Origin of the sequence: Dyadobacter soli, from assembly GCF_900101885.1 — a bacterium.
Taxonomy (GTDB): domain Bacteria; phylum Bacteroidota; class Bacteroidia; order Cytophagales; family Spirosomataceae; genus Dyadobacter; species Dyadobacter soli.
Window position 1 is genome coordinate 235,620 of record NZ_FNAN01000009.1, and the last position, 16,812, is coordinate 252,431.

At 49.2% G+C, this 16,812-nt stretch carries 15 protein-coding genes; 10 read left to right on the top strand and 5 right to left on the bottom strand.

Annotation, left to right across the window (positions count from 1 at the left end):
* Positions 1-34 precede the first annotated feature (34 nt).
* The 8 genes from BLQ88_RS16350 (at position 35) to BLQ88_RS16385 (ending at position 9,871) form a co-directional block, all read left to right on the top strand.
* On the top strand, positions 35-691 hold the full coding sequence (locus BLQ88_RS16350) for a hypothetical protein (RefSeq protein ID WP_090152092.1): 657 nt from the start codon (positions 35-37) through the stop codon (positions 689-691).
* Positions 692-716: 25 nt separating this feature from the next.
* On the top strand, positions 717-2,165 hold the full coding sequence (locus BLQ88_RS16355; protein WP_090152094.1) for a histidine kinase: 1,449 nt from the start codon (positions 717-719) through the stop codon (positions 2,163-2,165).
* Complete coding sequence (locus BLQ88_RS16360; RefSeq protein ID WP_090152095.1) at positions 2,149-2,931, top strand: LytR/AlgR family response regulator transcription factor; 783 nt, start codon at positions 2,149-2,151, stop codon at positions 2,929-2,931. The genes BLQ88_RS16355 and BLQ88_RS16360 overlap by 17 nt, the downstream gene beginning before the upstream one ends.
* A gap of 316 nt (positions 2,932-3,247) precedes the next feature.
* Entirely contained in the window at positions 3,248-4,000 is a 753-nt protein-coding gene (gene uppS, locus BLQ88_RS16365; protein WP_090152097.1) for an undecaprenyl pyrophosphate synthase, read from the top strand.
* Positions 4,001-4,006: 6 nt separating this feature from the next.
* Positions 4,007-6,604, top strand: a complete 2,598-nt coding sequence (bamA, locus tag BLQ88_RS16370) for an outer membrane protein assembly factor BamA (RefSeq protein ID WP_090152099.1) — start codon at positions 4,007-4,009, stop codon at positions 6,602-6,604.
* 54 nt (positions 6,605-6,658) lie between these two features.
* The gene (locus tag BLQ88_RS16375) at positions 6,659-7,312 is read left to right on the top strand and encodes an OmpH/Skp family outer membrane protein (protein ID WP_090152101.1); all 654 of its coding nucleotides are present in this window, start codon (positions 6,659-6,661) and stop codon (positions 7,310-7,312) included.
* Between the two features lie 11 nt (positions 7,313-7,323).
* Positions 7,324-7,992, top strand: coding sequence for an OmpH/Skp family outer membrane protein (locus tag BLQ88_RS16380; protein WP_090152103.1), 669 nt, complete (start codon positions 7,324-7,326; stop codon positions 7,990-7,992).
* A gap of 277 nt (positions 7,993-8,269) precedes the next feature.
* Positions 8,270-9,871 carry a hypothetical protein gene (locus tag BLQ88_RS16385; protein ID WP_090152104.1) on the top strand — a complete coding sequence of 534 codons (1,602 nt, stop codon included), beginning with the start codon at positions 8,270-8,272 and terminating at the stop codon, positions 9,869-9,871.
* A gap of 29 nt (positions 9,872-9,900) precedes the next feature.
* Here BLQ88_RS16385 and BLQ88_RS16390 read toward each other — a convergent pair whose 3' ends face one another.
* Both BLQ88_RS16390 and BLQ88_RS16395 read right to left on the bottom strand, forming a co-directional pair.
* Positions 9,901-10,683 (bottom strand): lipoprotein signal peptidase, encoded by a 783-nt coding sequence (locus BLQ88_RS16390; RefSeq protein ID WP_090152106.1) that lies wholly within the window; start codon positions 10,681-10,683, stop codon positions 9,901-9,903.
* A 51-nt stretch (positions 10,684-10,734) separates the two neighbouring features.
* Positions 10,735-11,937: a proline dehydrogenase family protein gene (locus tag BLQ88_RS16395; protein WP_090152107.1), complete on the bottom strand. Its 1,203-nt coding sequence runs from the start codon at positions 11,935-11,937 to the stop codon at positions 10,735-10,737.
* A gap of 188 nt (positions 11,938-12,125) precedes the next feature.
* Here BLQ88_RS16395 and BLQ88_RS16400 point away from each other — a divergent pair, with 188 nt between their 5' ends.
* On the top strand, positions 12,126-13,220 hold the full coding sequence (locus BLQ88_RS16400; protein ID WP_090152109.1) for a chorismate mutase: 1,095 nt from the start codon (positions 12,126-12,128) through the stop codon (positions 13,218-13,220).
* Between the two features lie 75 nt (positions 13,221-13,295).
* Here the strand turns inward: BLQ88_RS16400 and BLQ88_RS16405 are convergent, their stop codons facing one another.
* Together BLQ88_RS16405 and BLQ88_RS16410 are read right to left on the bottom strand one after the other, a co-directional pair.
* Positions 13,296-13,937: an SGNH/GDSL hydrolase family protein gene (locus tag BLQ88_RS16405; protein ID WP_090152111.1), complete on the bottom strand. Its 642-nt coding sequence runs from the start codon at positions 13,935-13,937 to the stop codon at positions 13,296-13,298.
* Positions 13,934-14,539 carry a thymidine kinase gene (locus BLQ88_RS16410; RefSeq protein WP_090152113.1) on the bottom strand — a complete coding sequence of 202 codons (606 nt, stop codon included), beginning with the start codon at positions 14,537-14,539 and terminating at the stop codon, positions 13,934-13,936. Before BLQ88_RS16410 ends, BLQ88_RS16405 begins: the two co-directional genes overlap by 4 nt.
* Positions 14,540-14,642: 103 nt before the next feature.
* Between BLQ88_RS16410 and BLQ88_RS16415 the strand changes: the two genes are divergently transcribed.
* Positions 14,643-15,764, top strand: coding sequence for a DUF8457 domain-containing protein (locus tag BLQ88_RS16415; protein WP_090152115.1), 1,122 nt, complete (start codon positions 14,643-14,645; stop codon positions 15,762-15,764).
* Between the two features lie 58 nt (positions 15,765-15,822).
* Here the strand turns inward: BLQ88_RS16415 and BLQ88_RS16420 are convergent, their stop codons facing one another.
* Positions 15,823-16,668, bottom strand: coding sequence for a hydroxymethylglutaryl-CoA lyase (locus BLQ88_RS16420; RefSeq protein WP_090152117.1), 846 nt, complete (start codon positions 16,666-16,668; stop codon positions 15,823-15,825).
* Between the last annotated feature and the right edge of the window lie 144 nt (positions 16,669-16,812).

A 16,812-nucleotide genomic window follows, 5' to 3' on the forward strand; every position in this document is an offset into this window, starting at 1 on the left:
AATTCAATATCAAATATTTAAACCAAAACAAAACATGAAAAGGCTATTCACATTCGCATTACTGTTCGTGCTTGCAACCGGGATGGTGTGGGCGCAGAACGAGAAGTATACCAAAGCAATGGGCGACGGAATCAATGCATTGCTGGCGATCGACCGCTCCAAACCCGATCCGAAAGCGCTGGTGGAAATCGCCAACCGCTTCGAACGCATTGCCGCCGCCGAGCCAAAAGAATGGTTGCCGAAATATTATGCCGCCTATGCCAATGTACTTTTGGGTTTTGTGGCTCCAACCCTGACTGAAAAAGATCAGTATCTAGACAAGGCAAATGCCTTATTGAAAGACGCGGAGGGCGTTGCCGGAAAGCCGAACGATGAAATCGAGGTTTTGAAAGCTTACCAATCCCAGATTCATCTAGCGGCGGACCCCATGAACCGCTGGCAGACGGATGGCGAGAAGTTTCAAGGCTTCCTGCAAGCGGCGAAATCGATCAATGCCGAGAACCCGCGCATTTATTACCTAGAAGCGTCGAGCGCATTCTTTACCCCGGAAGAATACGGCGGCGGCAAAAAGGTAGCCAAGCCAATGCTCGAAAAGGCGCAACAGAAATTCACCGCCTTCAAGCCGGAATCGGGTATTCACCCGGATTGGGGCAAAATGGAAACCGAATGGATGCTTTCTCAGACAAACTGATATTAACGTTTAGGGTTTAAGTAGCATGGACGATATCAAGACGAAACGGTTGCGCATGACGGCCTCATCGCTGGACGGAAGGGATTTCAGTAATATGGATCTGGAAAATGCAGATTTCAGCTTTTCGAGTTTGAAGGATATCAACTTCGACGGGGCGAATCTGCGCAATGCAAAACTTCGTTTCTCGGCCCTCGACCGGACGACTTTCCGGAACGCCGATCTGCGCAATGCGGATCTGAGTTTCAGTAGCATGTCCGACGTGGATTTGAGCGGGGCAAGGGTAGAGGGGGCTAATTTTAGTTTTACTTCACAGGAAAAATCATTCAACTGGCAGGATTTCAGCCTGATCGCCATTATCCAGAACCAGGGCTGGGTAGGCACGCTGGTGGCGGCGATACTCGGCGCGGTGATATTGTACGGTTTCAATGCGATTGCTTATTTCACTGCTGAGCTGTCGTTCACCGAAGAGCCTATCCGGCTGGCGTTCTATAAATATCTGGTGATACTCAACATCGCGACGGGTGTGTGCACGATCCTGGTCACGCAGGGGCTTACTACCTGGCTCGATATGGTTATCAAAAGCCTGATCGCCAAACATATTATCCTGTCGATCATCGTGTTTTTGTTCGATAGCATGCTGGCGGTGGCCGTACACTATTTTTTCGCTGCCGACATTGTGAGCGATTATGTAGCAAGGTACCCGTCCGAGCCTTCGCAGAATGCACCCTGGTACTGGTATGCGTGGGCGCCTGTGGCGATCGCGAACGTGTTTTACTTTTTAAGCCGTGAGGGCCGACAGATTTCCCGCAAGATTTCCGATCAGGAATATCAATTATTAAATCTTGAAAAACTGAAAACCCGCGCCGAGCTGGACGCATTGCAGGCCCGCATTAATCCGCATTTTTTATATAATTCACTCAACAGCATTGCCAGCCTCGTGCACGAAGACCCGGACAAAGCCGAAGAAATGACGCTGCTGCTCTCCAAACTGTTCCGCTACACTACCGGCCGTAAAACCAGCGATTATTTCGATACCATTGAAAACGAGCTGGAAATGGTTGAGACCTATTTGCAGGTGGAGAAAGTGCGGTTTGGCGACCGGCTGAGGTTTACCGTAGAGGTAGAGGAGGAATCGCTGAAAAGCCTGCAAGTACCGAAATTCATTTTGCAGCCGATCGTGGAGAATGCGATCAAGCACGGCATTTCGCGTATGGCCGATCAGGGGAATATCGTGGTGAAGATTTATGAGAAGGACCAATGGCTGCATTTGTGCGTGCACGACAATGGTCCGGCGTTCTCGGAAACCCTCGGTGCCGGGTACGGCATGCGCAGCATTCAGGATAAACTGAAACTGCTTTACGGTGACAATGCCCGTTTGGAGCTGCTTAACCAACCGCATAAATCGGTTAATATTGCCATCCAGAAATCCGCAATTGAACAACATCAACAAACCAACCATGCTTTTTCCGCTTAAAACGATCCTGATCGACGACGAACAGCTTGCATTGAGCCGCCTCAGAAGGTTGCTTGAAAAGCATACCGACACTTTCGATATTGTGTCGGAAGCTAAAAACGGTGCGGAAGGCCTCGTTGAAATCGATAAGCATCGTCCCGACGTCATTTTCCTGGATATCGAAATGCCGCTATTGAACGGTTTCGAAATGCTTTCGAAGCTTACCAAAATGCCTTTGGTGGTGTTTTCGACGGCTTACGACCAGTACGCCATCCGTGCATTCGAGGAAAATTCGGTGGATTATCTGCTGAAACCGGTGGAAAACGACCGGCTTTTGAAGACGATCGACAAGATCAGGAACATTACCCAGGCGGCGAATGGCCATTCGGGTAGCTTTAATCCCTATTCGGAAAACCTGCTGAGGCTTTTGGAAGAAATGAAGCCGAAGAAGGAAATATTTTCATTGTCGGTCAAATCCGGCGACCGCATTCTGTTGATACCGATGACGGAGATCACGCATTTCGAGGCGGAGGAGAAATACGTTTTCCTGAATACGCTCGACGGGCAGAAGTACCTGCTCAACTACACGCTTACTTCGCTCGAAGAGAAGCTTCCCAAGCATTACCTGCGCGTGAGCCGGGCGGGTATTGTCAACTCCCATCATATCAAGGAAATCCAGAAACACTTCAACGGCAAGTACGTGATCGTGATGCGCGATCGCAAGGCTTCGCAAGTCACCAGCGGGAGCACATACAGTGACGCGATCCGCCATCTTCTTGATAATTAATCAAATTACACCGCGATTGTACCGGAATATTCATTTTGTAGACCTGATTCTTATTCCTAAATTGCGCCCTCGTTTAAATTTCCATTGGTATTTTGGAGGTTAATGCGTTGTTCATCAGGGTGTTCTGAATAGCCAGGGACGGGTTAAGGAATGAAATGCGCATTATTTCGGCACACATTGACCGGTTGCTGCGTATCTGTTTACTGGCAAGTTGATTCCTGAAATAACCCGGAGCGGCTGAAAATCATTCCCGATGGCAAGTGCTTCGAAATGTTGTTTTTGTTTTGTTAAAAAAGGTTAAAAGGAGTCAGGAGTAATGAAGGAGCTCATTGATACGGGCAATCTGCCAAAACACATAGCCGTTATCATGGACGGTAACGGAAGATGGGCCCAAAACCAGGGAGCAGCGCGTGTGTTTGGCCATCGCAATGCGATCAAGGCAGTGCGGGAAGTGACGGAAGGATGTGCGGAGCTCGGGGTTTCTTGTCTGACGTTGTATGCTTTTTCAACCGAAAACTGGGCGCGACCGGAGTTTGAAGTGAGGGCACTGATGGAACTGCTCGTGCAGTCGATCGGTAACGAGCTGCCCACAATGATGAAAAACAATGTGAAGCTCGATACCATTGGAAACACGGCAAGCCTTCCGAAGAGCTGCCAGAACCAACTGGGAAAAGCAATTGCAGAGACACGCAACAATACGGGCCTGAATCTCATCCTGGCATTGGGTTACAGTGGCAAGTGGGACATTACCCAGGCAGCACGCAAAATTGCCGAGGACGTTCGCAACGGTGTTTTGTTACCCGAAGAAATCAATGAAGAAGTAGTAGCAGGGAATTTATCGACGGGCAGCCGCCCCGAGGTCGACCTGATGCTGCGGACAGGCGGTGACCACAGGATCAGCAACTTCCTGCTTTGGCAACTGGCATATTCCGAACTATATTTTTATGAAGATCTTTTCTGGCCCGACTTCCGCCGGGAGCATTTGTACGAAGCGATTTTGTCTTTCCAAAACAGAGAAAGGCGCTTTGGCAAAACGGGAGAACAAATTAAAGCGAATGGTGCTAAGTAGAATTATATGAACCCAGTGAAAAATTTGAATACATCATTAGCACACCTCAAAGGCCTTTCCGCATTACTCCTTTTGTGCTGCTGCATTTCGGTACAGGCACAGCGTGTAGGCATTGGCGGCGCGAAACCCACCGCCGCCCCGACCAACCTCGGCATCGACCCGGCCAATCCCAAAGAATACACGATCGCGGAAGTGACCGTTTCGGGTACCCAGTTCCTGGATCCGAATTCGATGATCTCCATTTCCGGTCTGAAGCCGGGCGACAAAATCCGCATTCCCGGCCCGGCAGTGACTTCGTCTATCAAGAAAATGATGGATTTCGGTACGCTGGACGATGTGGAAATCATGGCGACCAAGATCGAAGGCGAGAAGGTTTGGATGAATATCCACATCAAGGAGCGCCCAAGGCTTTATAAAGTATCGTTCTCAGGTATCCGTAAGGGTGAGCGCGAAACGCTGAATGACAAGGTGAAGCTGATCAAAGGCCGTGTGATTACGCCGACGATCATCAAAAACACCCAGCTGGTTATCAAAAAGTATTATCAGGATAAAGGTTTTTACAATACCAAAGTAAAAGTCCTCCAAATCCCCGATTCGACGCGTGGCCAGGCTACTTTGAACTTCGCGATCACGAAGGGCAAAAAGGTGAAGATCCAGAAGATCAATATTGAAGGCAACACGGCTGTCAGTGACAAAACACTGAAACGCAAGATGAAAGGTACCAAGCAGCGACGCATTGGCCGCCTTTTCAACCCATCCAAATACATTCCTAAAAAGTACGACGAGGATAAGGAAAAACTCATCGCCTACTACCGCAAAAACGGTTACCGCGATGCGGTGATCGAGTTCGATACGATCAAAAACGGCGACGAGACGATCAGCATCGATATGAAAATCGATGAAGGTCAGAAATATTATTACCGCAACATCACCTGGTCGGGTAACTACCTGTATCCATCCGCGTATCTGGGCGAGCGCCTGGGTGTGAAGAAAGGCGATGTTTACAACCCGGAAGAACTCGATAAGAAGATTAACGGTATTCCAGGCTCCGACGTCAGCTCTATTTACATGGACGACGGTTACCTCTATTTCCGCATTGACCCAACCGAAAAAGCCGTTGACGGCGACTCTATCGACGTGGAATTACGCATGTTCGAAGGTAAGCAGGCAACCATCAACCGCATTCTCCTGAACGGTAACACCAAAACCAGCGATCGCGTGGTATTGCGCGAGCTGTTCACATTGCCGGGGCAGAAATTCAGTAAAACGGAGATTATCAACACCCAGCGCCAGCTGTCGCAAATGGGTTATTTCGACCCTGAAAAAATCCAGATCAACCCGATCCCTAACCAGTCCGACGGTACTGTGGACATCGAGTACACCGTGGAAGAAAAGCCATCCGATCAGATCGAGCTTTCCGGTGGTTGGGGAGGTTATATCGGTTTCGTAGGAACGCTTGGTTTGGTTTTCAATAACTTCTCCATCAAAAACATTCCAAACCGCGAAACATGGCGTCCATTGCCTTCCGGTGACGGGCAGAAGCTTTCATTGCGCTTTCAGGCAAACGGTAAGCAGTACCAGACTTATTCGCTCTCGTTCAGCGAGCCTTGGTTGGGCGGTAAAAAGCCGATCAACTTCGGGGTGTCGTTCCAACGCACCGTTTACCGCATGACCGATTTGAGCTCGTATTATGGATACAACACGAGTGGCGGTGGCGGAAGGGTTAGCTATCGCGGCGGTTACTATAACAATGGTATCACGCTTTCACTCGGTCGCCGTCTGAAAGAGCCGGACCGTAACCTCGTGATGACGCACTCGCTATCTTACCAGCGCTACCGTCTCGACAGCCTCGATATTTTCCGTATTGGTTACAGCAAGGGGGTGTCGAACAACATTTCGTTTAATACAACCATTTCGAGGAACACATTGAGTGATTTCCAATTCCCGAGAAATGGTAGCAATATTTCGTTAAGCGCGACTTTTACCCCGCCTTACTCGGTGTTCCGCAAGAAAGCATTCTCGGACAAAACCGATACTTACCGCTGGGTGGAATACCACAAATGGATGTTCGACGCAAGCTACTACGCGACCATCGTTGGAAAGCTGGTATTGAGTACCCGCGCGCACATGGGCTTCCTGGGCGCGTATGGAGACAAGGTTGGTTACAGCCCGTTCGGTCGCTTCATTCTGGGTGGTTCGGGTCTGGCTGGTCAGGGTACATTCTCGCTCGCGGACCAGGATATTATCGGTCTTCGTGGTTACCAGGATCAGAAAGTTGGACCATTGGCTGCTAACGGTTATCCTGCGTCAGGCGGAGGTATTGTTTATAACAAATATGTAATGGAACTTCGCTACCCGGTTTCACTCAACCCGCAGGCGACAATCTTTATACTCGGCTTCGCGGAAGGTGGGAACAACTGGGGTAGTTACAGCGAGTTCAACCCATTCGATCTGAAACGTTCGGCGGGTGTGGGTGCACGGATTTTCATGCCGGCGTTCGGTTTGCTGGGTATCGACTGGGGTTATGGTTTCGACAAAATCCAGGGTGAAAGCAAGAGGAGCGGACCACAGTTCCACTTTACAATCGGCCAGCAAATCAGATAATAATCTGAGGAGGGCATTCGTTAAGAGGTTTGCAAATTATATTAGCAGCTTGGCATGAAGAAGATCTTTATTTTACTAGTTTTGTCAATTCTATGCAGTTCAGCACTATATGCCCAGAAGATCGGGTATACGGACATGGAGTTCATCACCAGTAAAATGCCCGAATACCAGGCGGCGCAAGTCGAGATGAAGAAATTCACCGACAAATGGTCGCAGGAAATTAAGGACAAGTTTTCGGAGATCGACCGCATGCAGCGTGCGTACATGGCAGAGGAGATCTTGCTGACCGACGAGTTGAAGCGGAAGAGGCAGGGAGAAATAAAGGAAAAAGAACTCGAAGCCGGGGAATATAACAGCAAGATATTCGGTGTGGAAGGGCTGATGTTCCAAAAGAAAAAGGAACTGATGAAGCCGGTACTGGAAAAGGTACAACGCGCGGTGACCAAAGTTTGCAGCCAGCGGAGACTCGACTTTATGTTCGATAAATCCAGCGATATTGGTATGCTGTACACCAACCCGAAACATGATTATTCGGATTACGTGATGGAGGAGCTGGGTATCGATCCGAAGTCAAACAAGGCGGGAAATAACGACAAAACCGGCTCGAATGATAAGGCTGCCAAACCGGAAGAACCGGCGCAGCAGCAACCGGCCGCACCCGCGAAAAGCTCACCAAAACAAAAAAGTACAAACAGTAAACTTAAATAAGTAACAAAGCAATGAAACAAAAATTGATGGCAATTCTGGTCGTGATGACCATTATCACCACCCCTCTCTTAGCCCAGACTACCCCGGCAGGTGGGCCTACTAAAATAGGTTACACGAATGTCGACTATATAATCGGCAAATTGCCGGAAGCGAAAGTGATGCAAAACCAGCTGGAAGTAACCAAAGCACAGTTGGATAAAGCTATCGGGGAAACTTACAAAGAGGCTCAGGAGAAATACGAGGCATATCAGAAGAACGGTGCGAACATGACCGACGTCATCCGCGCTGATAAAGAGAAAGAGTTGCAAAACCTTTCGACCCGCATCGAAGAAATGCGTAACAACGCACAGACTTCCCTGCAAACGAAACAACAGCAGTTGCTCGAACCGATCCTGACGAAAGTGAACAACGCGATTCAGGAAGTAGGTAAAGAAGCAGGCTTCCTGTACATCCTGAACATGGATGCTGGTGCTGGAACAACGCCAATCATCCTGTTCGCGGCATCGGAAGAAAACAATGCAACCAACCTGATTCTTCGCAAACTGGGTGTTGACCCTGACAAAGTAGAAGCAGCGGCACCGGCAGCAACAACCCCTGCGGCGAAAGCGGCAACGACGCCGGCAACTAAACCTGCAACAACACCTGCTACTGCTCCGGCGACAACCCCAAAGAAAAAATAATAAGGTAGATATTGAACTTTAAAAACCGGAGCGCAGTCTTAAAAAGGATTGCGCTCCGGTTTTTGCTTTGGACAATGAAGGTTTTGTGACTTGCTTTATTCATAAACCCGCCAGGCGGCTATATTTGAAAAGTGCAAACTGATTGTATCCGCTGTCGGGCATTTTTGCGGGTTTTAATTTTACAACTAATCACAGGGCATTCTATACAGGATTTACTAGTTTTGCGTTAAGATCAAAGTATTCTGTCACCCATGGAATTAATTATATTTCTGATGTTATGCTAACAAGAAAAATTCATAAAATACTGATACTTCTGATACCCGTTTTTGTAGTGTTGAGGGCGCAGGGGCAGGATAATATGAAGAGCAATACCTCAACGACCCCGTTACAACTTGTGTTCCCCGTAGAAGCGGAATGGAACGTGCTATATGAAGGGAAAGAGATCAATTTTCATTTACAAGCCAAAGGAGGGAAGAGTGATTCGATAAGATATTCGGTGGCGAGTGGGTTGGTAAAGGATATGAAGTTTGACTCCACGGGGCATTTCGTGTGGACGCCGGGTTTCGATGTGGCCGATCGTATCAATACCACCAAATCTTTCCCGGTGGTATTCGAAGCACAAACTTCGGCCGGAGAGAGCGTATCACGCGAGGTAGTCTTCAAAGTGAACCACGTCAACCGTCCACCGCAGGTCGACGAGCTGCAACCGTTCTATGTTCAATACAAAACACAGAACGTTTACAAAATCGATATGGGCGCCGTGCGCGACCCGGATGGTGACCCGATTGTATTTGTCCCGATTCTGGATGAAATGCCGGAGGCGATGAAACTGTCGGCGGCAGGCGAGATTACCTGGGAGCCGTCGAGCGTGCAATTCGGTATTTTGAAAAAGGGGCCGCGGTACATGGAATTTTATGTAGAAGACCAGCCTTCGAAAGCGCGCACGAAAGGTCGCTTGAAGCTGGACGTGACCCAAATGGACTTGTCGCCCGATTTTACCATTATTCCGCAGCAGTCGGTTATCCGTAGCGCGGAAAACAACCGCATTAACCTGCGCTTCACATTGTCGGACCCCAATGGGGAGGAAGACATCACGACATTTAATTTTATTTCGGAAAACAAGAACGTTCCGTCGAGTGCATTGGTGAAAAACACTGCTACGAGCTACGAGTTCATCTGGGAGCCCGGTTATGAGTTTGTGAAGGATCCTTTCGACACGCTTGCATTCAATATCACTTTTTATGTGATGGATAAGGCGCAGAATAAAAAAGAGCGTTCAGTGAAATTCGTTATCAAGAACACCATCGATGAAAGCTTACGCGACACGTACGTGTACAATCTGTACAGGGGCTCGCTGGTGAATGCATGGGGGTTGATCGAGCAAATGACTGAAAAGGAGACAGAGCTCAAAAGGGCATACACCCGAGCGAAGAAAGGCAAACGCGGCAGGTCACTGCTGAATGCATCGCTGGGTGCTACCACGGGTCTCGCGCCGGTAATTGCGACCAAGGATCAACAAACGCGAGGCTACATTACGACCATCGGCGGAACGACAGTCGCGACGGTTGGTACGCTGGAAGCGACAGAGGTGATCGGAAAGTCGGTAAATGGCTTGCTTGATAGGTTCAATTACGTAATGCAGAAGAAAAACGAATTGCAGAACAAAGGCGACGTATTTGCCCGCGAATGGGGTCAGAAATCGTCCCGCCGCCAGCCTGACTTCATTAGAAAGCTCGACGAATTTAAGGCATTGATGAACCTCAGCGGCCTCGTGGCATTGGAACTCGACGCCAATTGGGAGAACAAAAAGGAAGCCACCGACGCCGCAATCAAGAAGACATTCAAGGATTTTGTTCCGTATACCAAAGACGAGAACTGATCGAAAAGCATACCCACAAAAAAAGAGAGCTAAATGCTCTCTTTTTGATTTTCATCCTCTTCCTGTTTGAATGTTGTAGGAGTAGGAATATCATCTCGTGGTGCCGGCTCAATCGCAGGCCCATCAGCCGAAGAAGAACCCTGCAAATCAACCGTACCTTCCTCTCTTTCTTCCCCTTCCTCCCTTTCGTCCCTTTCTTCCTTTTCTCCCTCATCATCAGGTTCCGGAGCCGCTGAGTGAAAACTGCCCTGGAATATCAAAATGCTGCAAACACCTAGGAAAATGCATGAATCGGCGATGTTGAAAATGGGCGTCGAATAATACTGACCACCCCATACCGGCACCCAGTCGGGAATAAACCCTTCCCAGAAGTCAACGAAGATCATATCGATCACCTGGCCGTGAAACCACGGGGTAGGTGAGCCGTAAGGCGCATTGCCGAGCAGCACACCGTAAAAGGTACTGTCGATTACATTGCCTACCGCACCGGCCAGGATCATAGCCAGTGCCCAAAGCAGGCCCTTGGAGGCGCCTGCGCGTGCGAGGTGGATCATATAACCGCCTATCGCGACCATCGCCACGAGACGGAACAATGTAAGGAACAGTTTTCCGTATTCATGCCCGAGCTGCATACCGAAGGCCATGCCGGGATTTAGTACATAATGCAGTTTCAACCAATCCCCGATCAGCGCGATCTGTCCTGAAAAGCCGGGTTGCATGTATTGATGAACCAGCAATTTGGAAGCCTGATCAATCCCGATAAGGAGTACGCTGAAGAGTAGGTAAGGGGTTGGATTTCTGGATTGGTTCATTCGGTTTTTAATACAATTGACAAATTTGGGAATGCGAAAGTAATAACTTACTTATAAAGAACCGATTCCTCTTCTCTTCAATTCACTTTTAACTAGCAAAAACTCACGGCTGCTCTGGCCGGCAATGGAAGTGTTTTCTTCGGCCCGGCGGATCAGGTAAGGCAATACCGCATCGATAGGGCCGTAAGGGACATATTTGGCCACATTATAGCCGGCTTTGGCGAGGTTGAAGGATATATTATCACTCATGCCGAGGAGCTGCGCAAACCAGATACGGTCGTCGTTGCGTGCAATGCCGAGCTTCTGCATTTTCGCCGCACAGTACTGCGAGCTGTATTCATTATGCGTTCCGAGGCAGATCGAAATATGTTCCAGGCGGTCGAGGCAGAAGTCGATGGCCAGGTTATAGTCGGTGTCGGTAGCCTCTTTCGAGGTGTGGATAGGGTTGAAATATTCCTGCTCACGTGCGCGCAGCCTTTCTTTCTCCATATAAGCCCCGCGCACGAGCTTGCCCCCGAGGAGATAGCCTTTCTGGCGCGCGGTGAGGAATGCGGTTTTCAATGCTTCGAGCGTCTCGTGACGGTAAAGCTGGTAAGTATTATAAACAATGGGCCGCTCGCGGTTGAACTGCTGCATCATTTCATAAGCCAAGTCGTCGATCACGCCCTGGATCCAGCTTTCTTCGGCGTCGATGAAAATTCTTACATGATGTTCGTATGCGTGTGCACATAGCCGTTGCACGCGCTCACGTGCGCGTCCGAAAGCTGCTTTTTCTTCTTCCGACAGATCATCTTTACGCTGCACCTTTTCGAGCAGGTCTGAGGAAGCTACGCCTGTGATTTTGAATACGGAAAAAGGAATGGTGTCCGAACCGGTGGCCTTGTCGATCGTTTTGAGAATTTCGGCTGCTGTGGCGTCGAAACTGGCTTCTTTGTCTTCGCCTTCAACGGAATAATCCAGTATCGTACCAATGCCCGAACTGCGCAGGGAAGCGATGGTTGCGTCGCAGTCGTTAATTGTCTCACCGCCACAGAATTGTTCAAAAATCGTGACCCGGATGAGATTTTTTATAGGTAAGTTAAGTTTTAGCGCGAGCTTTATAAAAAAAGTGCCTAAATTTACGACTCGAGCCTGATTCATAAGGCTGAATAACCAGTATGTCTTCCTGAGTTTAGCGTCGGATTTGGATGCGAAAGCGACGGAAGTATCTTCAAAAAATACAGGTATTTGGTCGTTTGGTGACGGATATGCCATTTTTGATGTACGTTTTTCCTGAGTAACTGTTTAACAATTCATTACCGAACCACAGGAAGAAAGTAATACGCATTAAGAAGTTGATTGACTTTTGTGGGGTCAAATGTACGGGCAATCGAAGAAATACGCATAATACCGGATCAAAATATTACAATTATCAATTTTTTATTAAGGACAAGTTTTTGAGTATGAATGCTTCTTTAGATATCCTACCGCTTAGCAGTTGGATCAATACCGAAGGTAAGCCTTTGGTAATCGCCGGGCCTTGCAGCGCAGAGACCGAGGAACAAATGTTAGAAACCGCAACCCAGATCAAAGAGGAAGGATTTGCGCACGTAATCCGTGCAGGGGTGTGGAAACCGAGAACTCGTCCAGGCAGCTTTGAAGGCATGGGAGAGGCAGCTTTGCCATGGTTGCAAGAGGTGAAACAGCAAACAGGCCTGCCTGTGGCTGTGGAAGTTGCTACGCCTCAGCATATCGAACTGGCATTGAAATACGGCGTTGATATCCTTTGGGTGGGTGCACGTACAACTGTGAACCCGTTCAACGTACAGGAACTTGCTGATGCCCTGAAAGGAATTGATGTACCTGTATTGGTTAAAAACCCTGTAAACCCTGACCTGCAACTGTGGGTAGGAGCCCTGGAACGTCTGAACCAGGCTGGCGTGAAAAAACTAGGTGCGATCCACCGCGGTTTCTCGAACGCACAGGAGCACAAATTCCGTAACTCCCCGATGTGGAACATCGCGATCGAACTGAAAACGATTTTCCCTCAATTGCCGGTAATCGGTGATCCTAGCCACATGGCTGGAAAGCGTGCTTACCTGTACGAAATCGCTCAGCGCGCGCTTGACTTGCATTACGACGGTCTGATCATCGAATCGCACCGCGATCCGGACAAAGCATGGTCTGATGCTGCACAACAGCTGACACCTGCTGCATTGGGACAAATGCTGCACGACCTGCACGTTCGTAAAGAATCTTACGGCAGCGATTATTCGTCACAGTTGGAAATCATCCGCGGCAAAATAGATAACCTCGACCGCGAATTGCTCGAAACTTTGGCTAACCGTTTTGCATTGGTTGAGAAATTGGCCGAGTACAAACGCGATAACAACGTTGCAGCATATCAAGTTGACCGTTTCCGCGAAGTGTTGGAAACACGCGCTGGATGGGGCCGCAGCCTGAATCTGTATCCAAACCTGGTGGACGAATTGTTCAAACTCGTTCACATGGAATCGATCCGCAAGCAAACCGAAGTGATGAACCAGGTGAATGCTTAATCGGAATCGGAACAGCATATAATGCAAAAGCCGCTCAGCAATGGGCGGCTTTCTTTGTTTCAGGCTAAATGTATTTTAAATACCCTTTTCCTTCAAAACGCCGCTGACTTCCCGCGCCCAGATCTCGTAGGCTTTGGTATTCAAATGCGTTTTGTCGACAGCATATTCAGCGCGAAGGCCTGTCGAGTCGGAAATGTAGCGGTTCAGGTCGATGCAGGTAATATTATTTTGTGTACAAAAAGAAACCAGGAATGCATTCAATGCATCGACTTCCTTTTTGCTTGAAGGATCGTTGCGCTCGTAGACCGTCAGCGTCACCACCGGCGTAATGCGGTTCCGCATCAGCATTTCGAGCATTGTTTTGAAATGACTTTGAATAGAATCCTGCCTCACGCCCAAGGTAATATCATTAATACCGCCTTTGATGAAACAGACTTTCGGATGCAGGTCGATGACGTGCGATTGGATGAGTTGCAGAAAATGATAGGTTGCCTGGCCGGGTAATGCATTGTTCATCACATCGGTCCGGCCCAGTAACTCCACCCATTTGCCTTGCGCCGTAATGGAGTTGCCATACATGACGATTGTCGGGTTACCCTTGATCCGCACGAACCGCTGCGCAATTTTATCGCGGTAAATGTAGCCGAATACTAAAAAGCTCACGATCAGGAACGCATTCAATGCAAGCGAAATGATCAGCAACTTCCGGCCTTTCATCTTGAAAACAGTTCGTGTGCCTTTTCTCCCAGGTTGAAACATCTGCGGCACCGGGCCTCATACAAATCCGTTTCTCCCAATAACACCCGTTCGTTCGAGGGCGAGAGCCGGTAGGAATGCGAAGCCACTTCCCCACATACCATGCATACTGCGTGTACTTTGGTGACATATTCCGCAATGGCCATCAGTTGCGGCATGCAGCCGAAGGGTTTGCCCATATAATCCATGTCCAGGCCCGCCACGATCACCCGCTTGCCGGAATTGGCCAGCTGATCGCATACGGCCACAATTCCTTCGTCGAAAAACTGGGCTTCGTCGATGCCGACTACCTCGCAATGCTGCGCCAGGTCTGATATTTGCTGAGACGATTGTACGGGTATCGAGGGGATTGAATTGTCATTATGAGAAACAATGTTCTCTTCGTGGTATCGTTTATCAAGCGCAGGTTTGAAAATCTGAATCTTTTGCCGGGCGATTTTGGCGCGGTTGAGCAAGCGGATGAGTTCTTCGGTTTTTCCCGAAAACATGGATCCGCAAATCACTTCGATCCAGCCCGTGCGGGGATTTTGAAATTCTCTTCTGTGAGATGGTTCTACAAACATACTTTGGTGCCGAACCGACCGGTTGAAAGGTCGATTTTTATTTTATATTTACAAATCAAACATATTTTTCCCAACACTACGTTACCAAAATTGCTTATTCGTTATGCCGGATAATCTGAATTCAATCGCACTCAACCAGTACTCCGCACGGTTCACAACAACAGTTCTGAACGAAGTGTACAGGTCGCAGGACGTCGTTACCGGTGCCGGATTATTAAAACTGACACCCGTAAGACAGGTCAACCTGGGAATCCTTAACCGCCTGTTCGAAGAATGGAAAAACAACGCCGAAGCCTTCCGCAGCCCTTATTTTGATTTTTCCAATGAAGAAGTAAAAAGTGCGCTGGAAGAATTCATGAACACGGCTTCACAGCACATCGCCGTGAAACGTGCCGACCTCGAACCGCTATTGTCCGATTCGGTAAAAGAATCGTTGAAACTCCTCCTCGCACCTGCCATTTATTTCGAAGACAAGATCAGGGCCGTCGCCGACGCCGAATTTACCCACGCGAAGGCCGAGCAACTTGTAAAATATACGCATATCCATCGCGGCATCGCCGAAGCATTGCTCGGCCGCCTGACCGACAGCGGCTCCGATTCGGTGTACCAGACGCAGGCCGTGAGCTGGTTGTACGAATTCAAGGATAATGCGGACCTGATCGACGACATCGACCAGCATTTGATCCAGTTTGCGGAAGTATTTCCGATTAATCTCGCCGAACTCAAAATCCAGGAAGCTGCAAGCAGCCCCGCACCGGCGCCGCAACCGCACAAACACGAGTCGTTTTTCGATTCGGCGTTCAGCCAGTTGGAGCCCAGCACTACCCGCCCCGCAGCGCCGCGCGCCGAGCCTGCATCTGCGGTGATCAGCGAGATCGTCGCGAAAGCCAGTACGGCGCCAAGCCCGGAAAGGGATTCATTGAACAGCCGGTTCAAGGTGGAGATACCCAAGCCTTCCGATGATAAATCTTATGGTACGGTGCCATTAAAGGTGGACAATATCGCCGGAAGCATTCCGCTGGGACAGCGTTTCATGTTCGTCAACCAGCTTTTCGACCGTAACAGCGAGCATTTCGATAAAGCCATTTACGAGCTCGACCGTGTGAAGAGTTTCGAGGAAGCCGAAAACCTGATCTGGCATCGCTATGCTTCCAAATATGCGTGGGATGTGAATGGAGAAGCGGTTACCGCATTACTAGCGATCGTGAAGCGCAAATTTGCTTAACTAAGCATTTCAATATTAATCCAATGCGCCGGAAGATCTAGCTTTCGGCGCATTTGTTTTATCCAACGATCTGCTGGAACATCGTCCGTGCTTTCTGTAACTCGTTTGCGTCGAGGCATAGCAGCTCTTTTTGTTCTTTCGCAAAATCCACCAGCCGTTCGGTAGGCATGTTGCCCACGAGATCGTCCTGCGCCATCGGACAGCCGCCATACCCCAGCAATGCGCCATCAAAGCGACGGCAACCGGCGTCGTAAGCGGCTTGTATTTTAATGCGCCAGTCATCCGGCTGGGTATGGAAATGCGCGCCGAATTCCAGTTCCGGGTAATGCGGGATCAACGCGGTGAATAGCCAGCCAATATCATGCACCTGTGCCACGCCCACGGTATCCGCCAGCGAGAAGGTATTTGCACCCAGTTTGGAGAGTTTCTCCACCCATTCCATAACAATTTCCGGCGCCCACACATCGCCATAGGGATTACCAAAGCCCATTGAAATGTAAATCACGAGCTCCTTTTTGTGTTTCGCACACAAATCGGCAATGCGTTTCACCCGCTCGAAGGATTCCGCAATAGTTGCCTGCGTGTTCCGCAGTTGAAATGTCTCGGAAATAGAGAAAGGGTAACCCAGGTAACCGATCTGTTCGAATGCACACGCATCCGCAGCACCGCGCTCGTTGACGACGATGGCCAGCAGGTTGGTGTTGCTGCCTGAAAGGTCGAGCCGTTCGGTAATCCAGGCGGTATCCTGCATTTGCGGGATAGCCTTTGGAGAGACGAAGCTGCCGAAATCGATCGTATCGAACCCGACCCGGATGAGCTGGTTCAGGTATTCCAGCTTGATCTCCGAGGGGATGAAGGGATGAAAGCCTTGCCAGGCGTCGCGGGGGCATTCGATGAATTTCATGGGTTCAGTGATTGTAAGTGACTGGTATTAAAAACAAAGACTGCAATCAGGTAGTTCTTGGAAGCTACATGATTGCAGTCAGTATTTTAAAATGGTGCGAAGCTCTTTCAGAATGGCACGAAGCTCCTGCTTCGTGATTGCTAT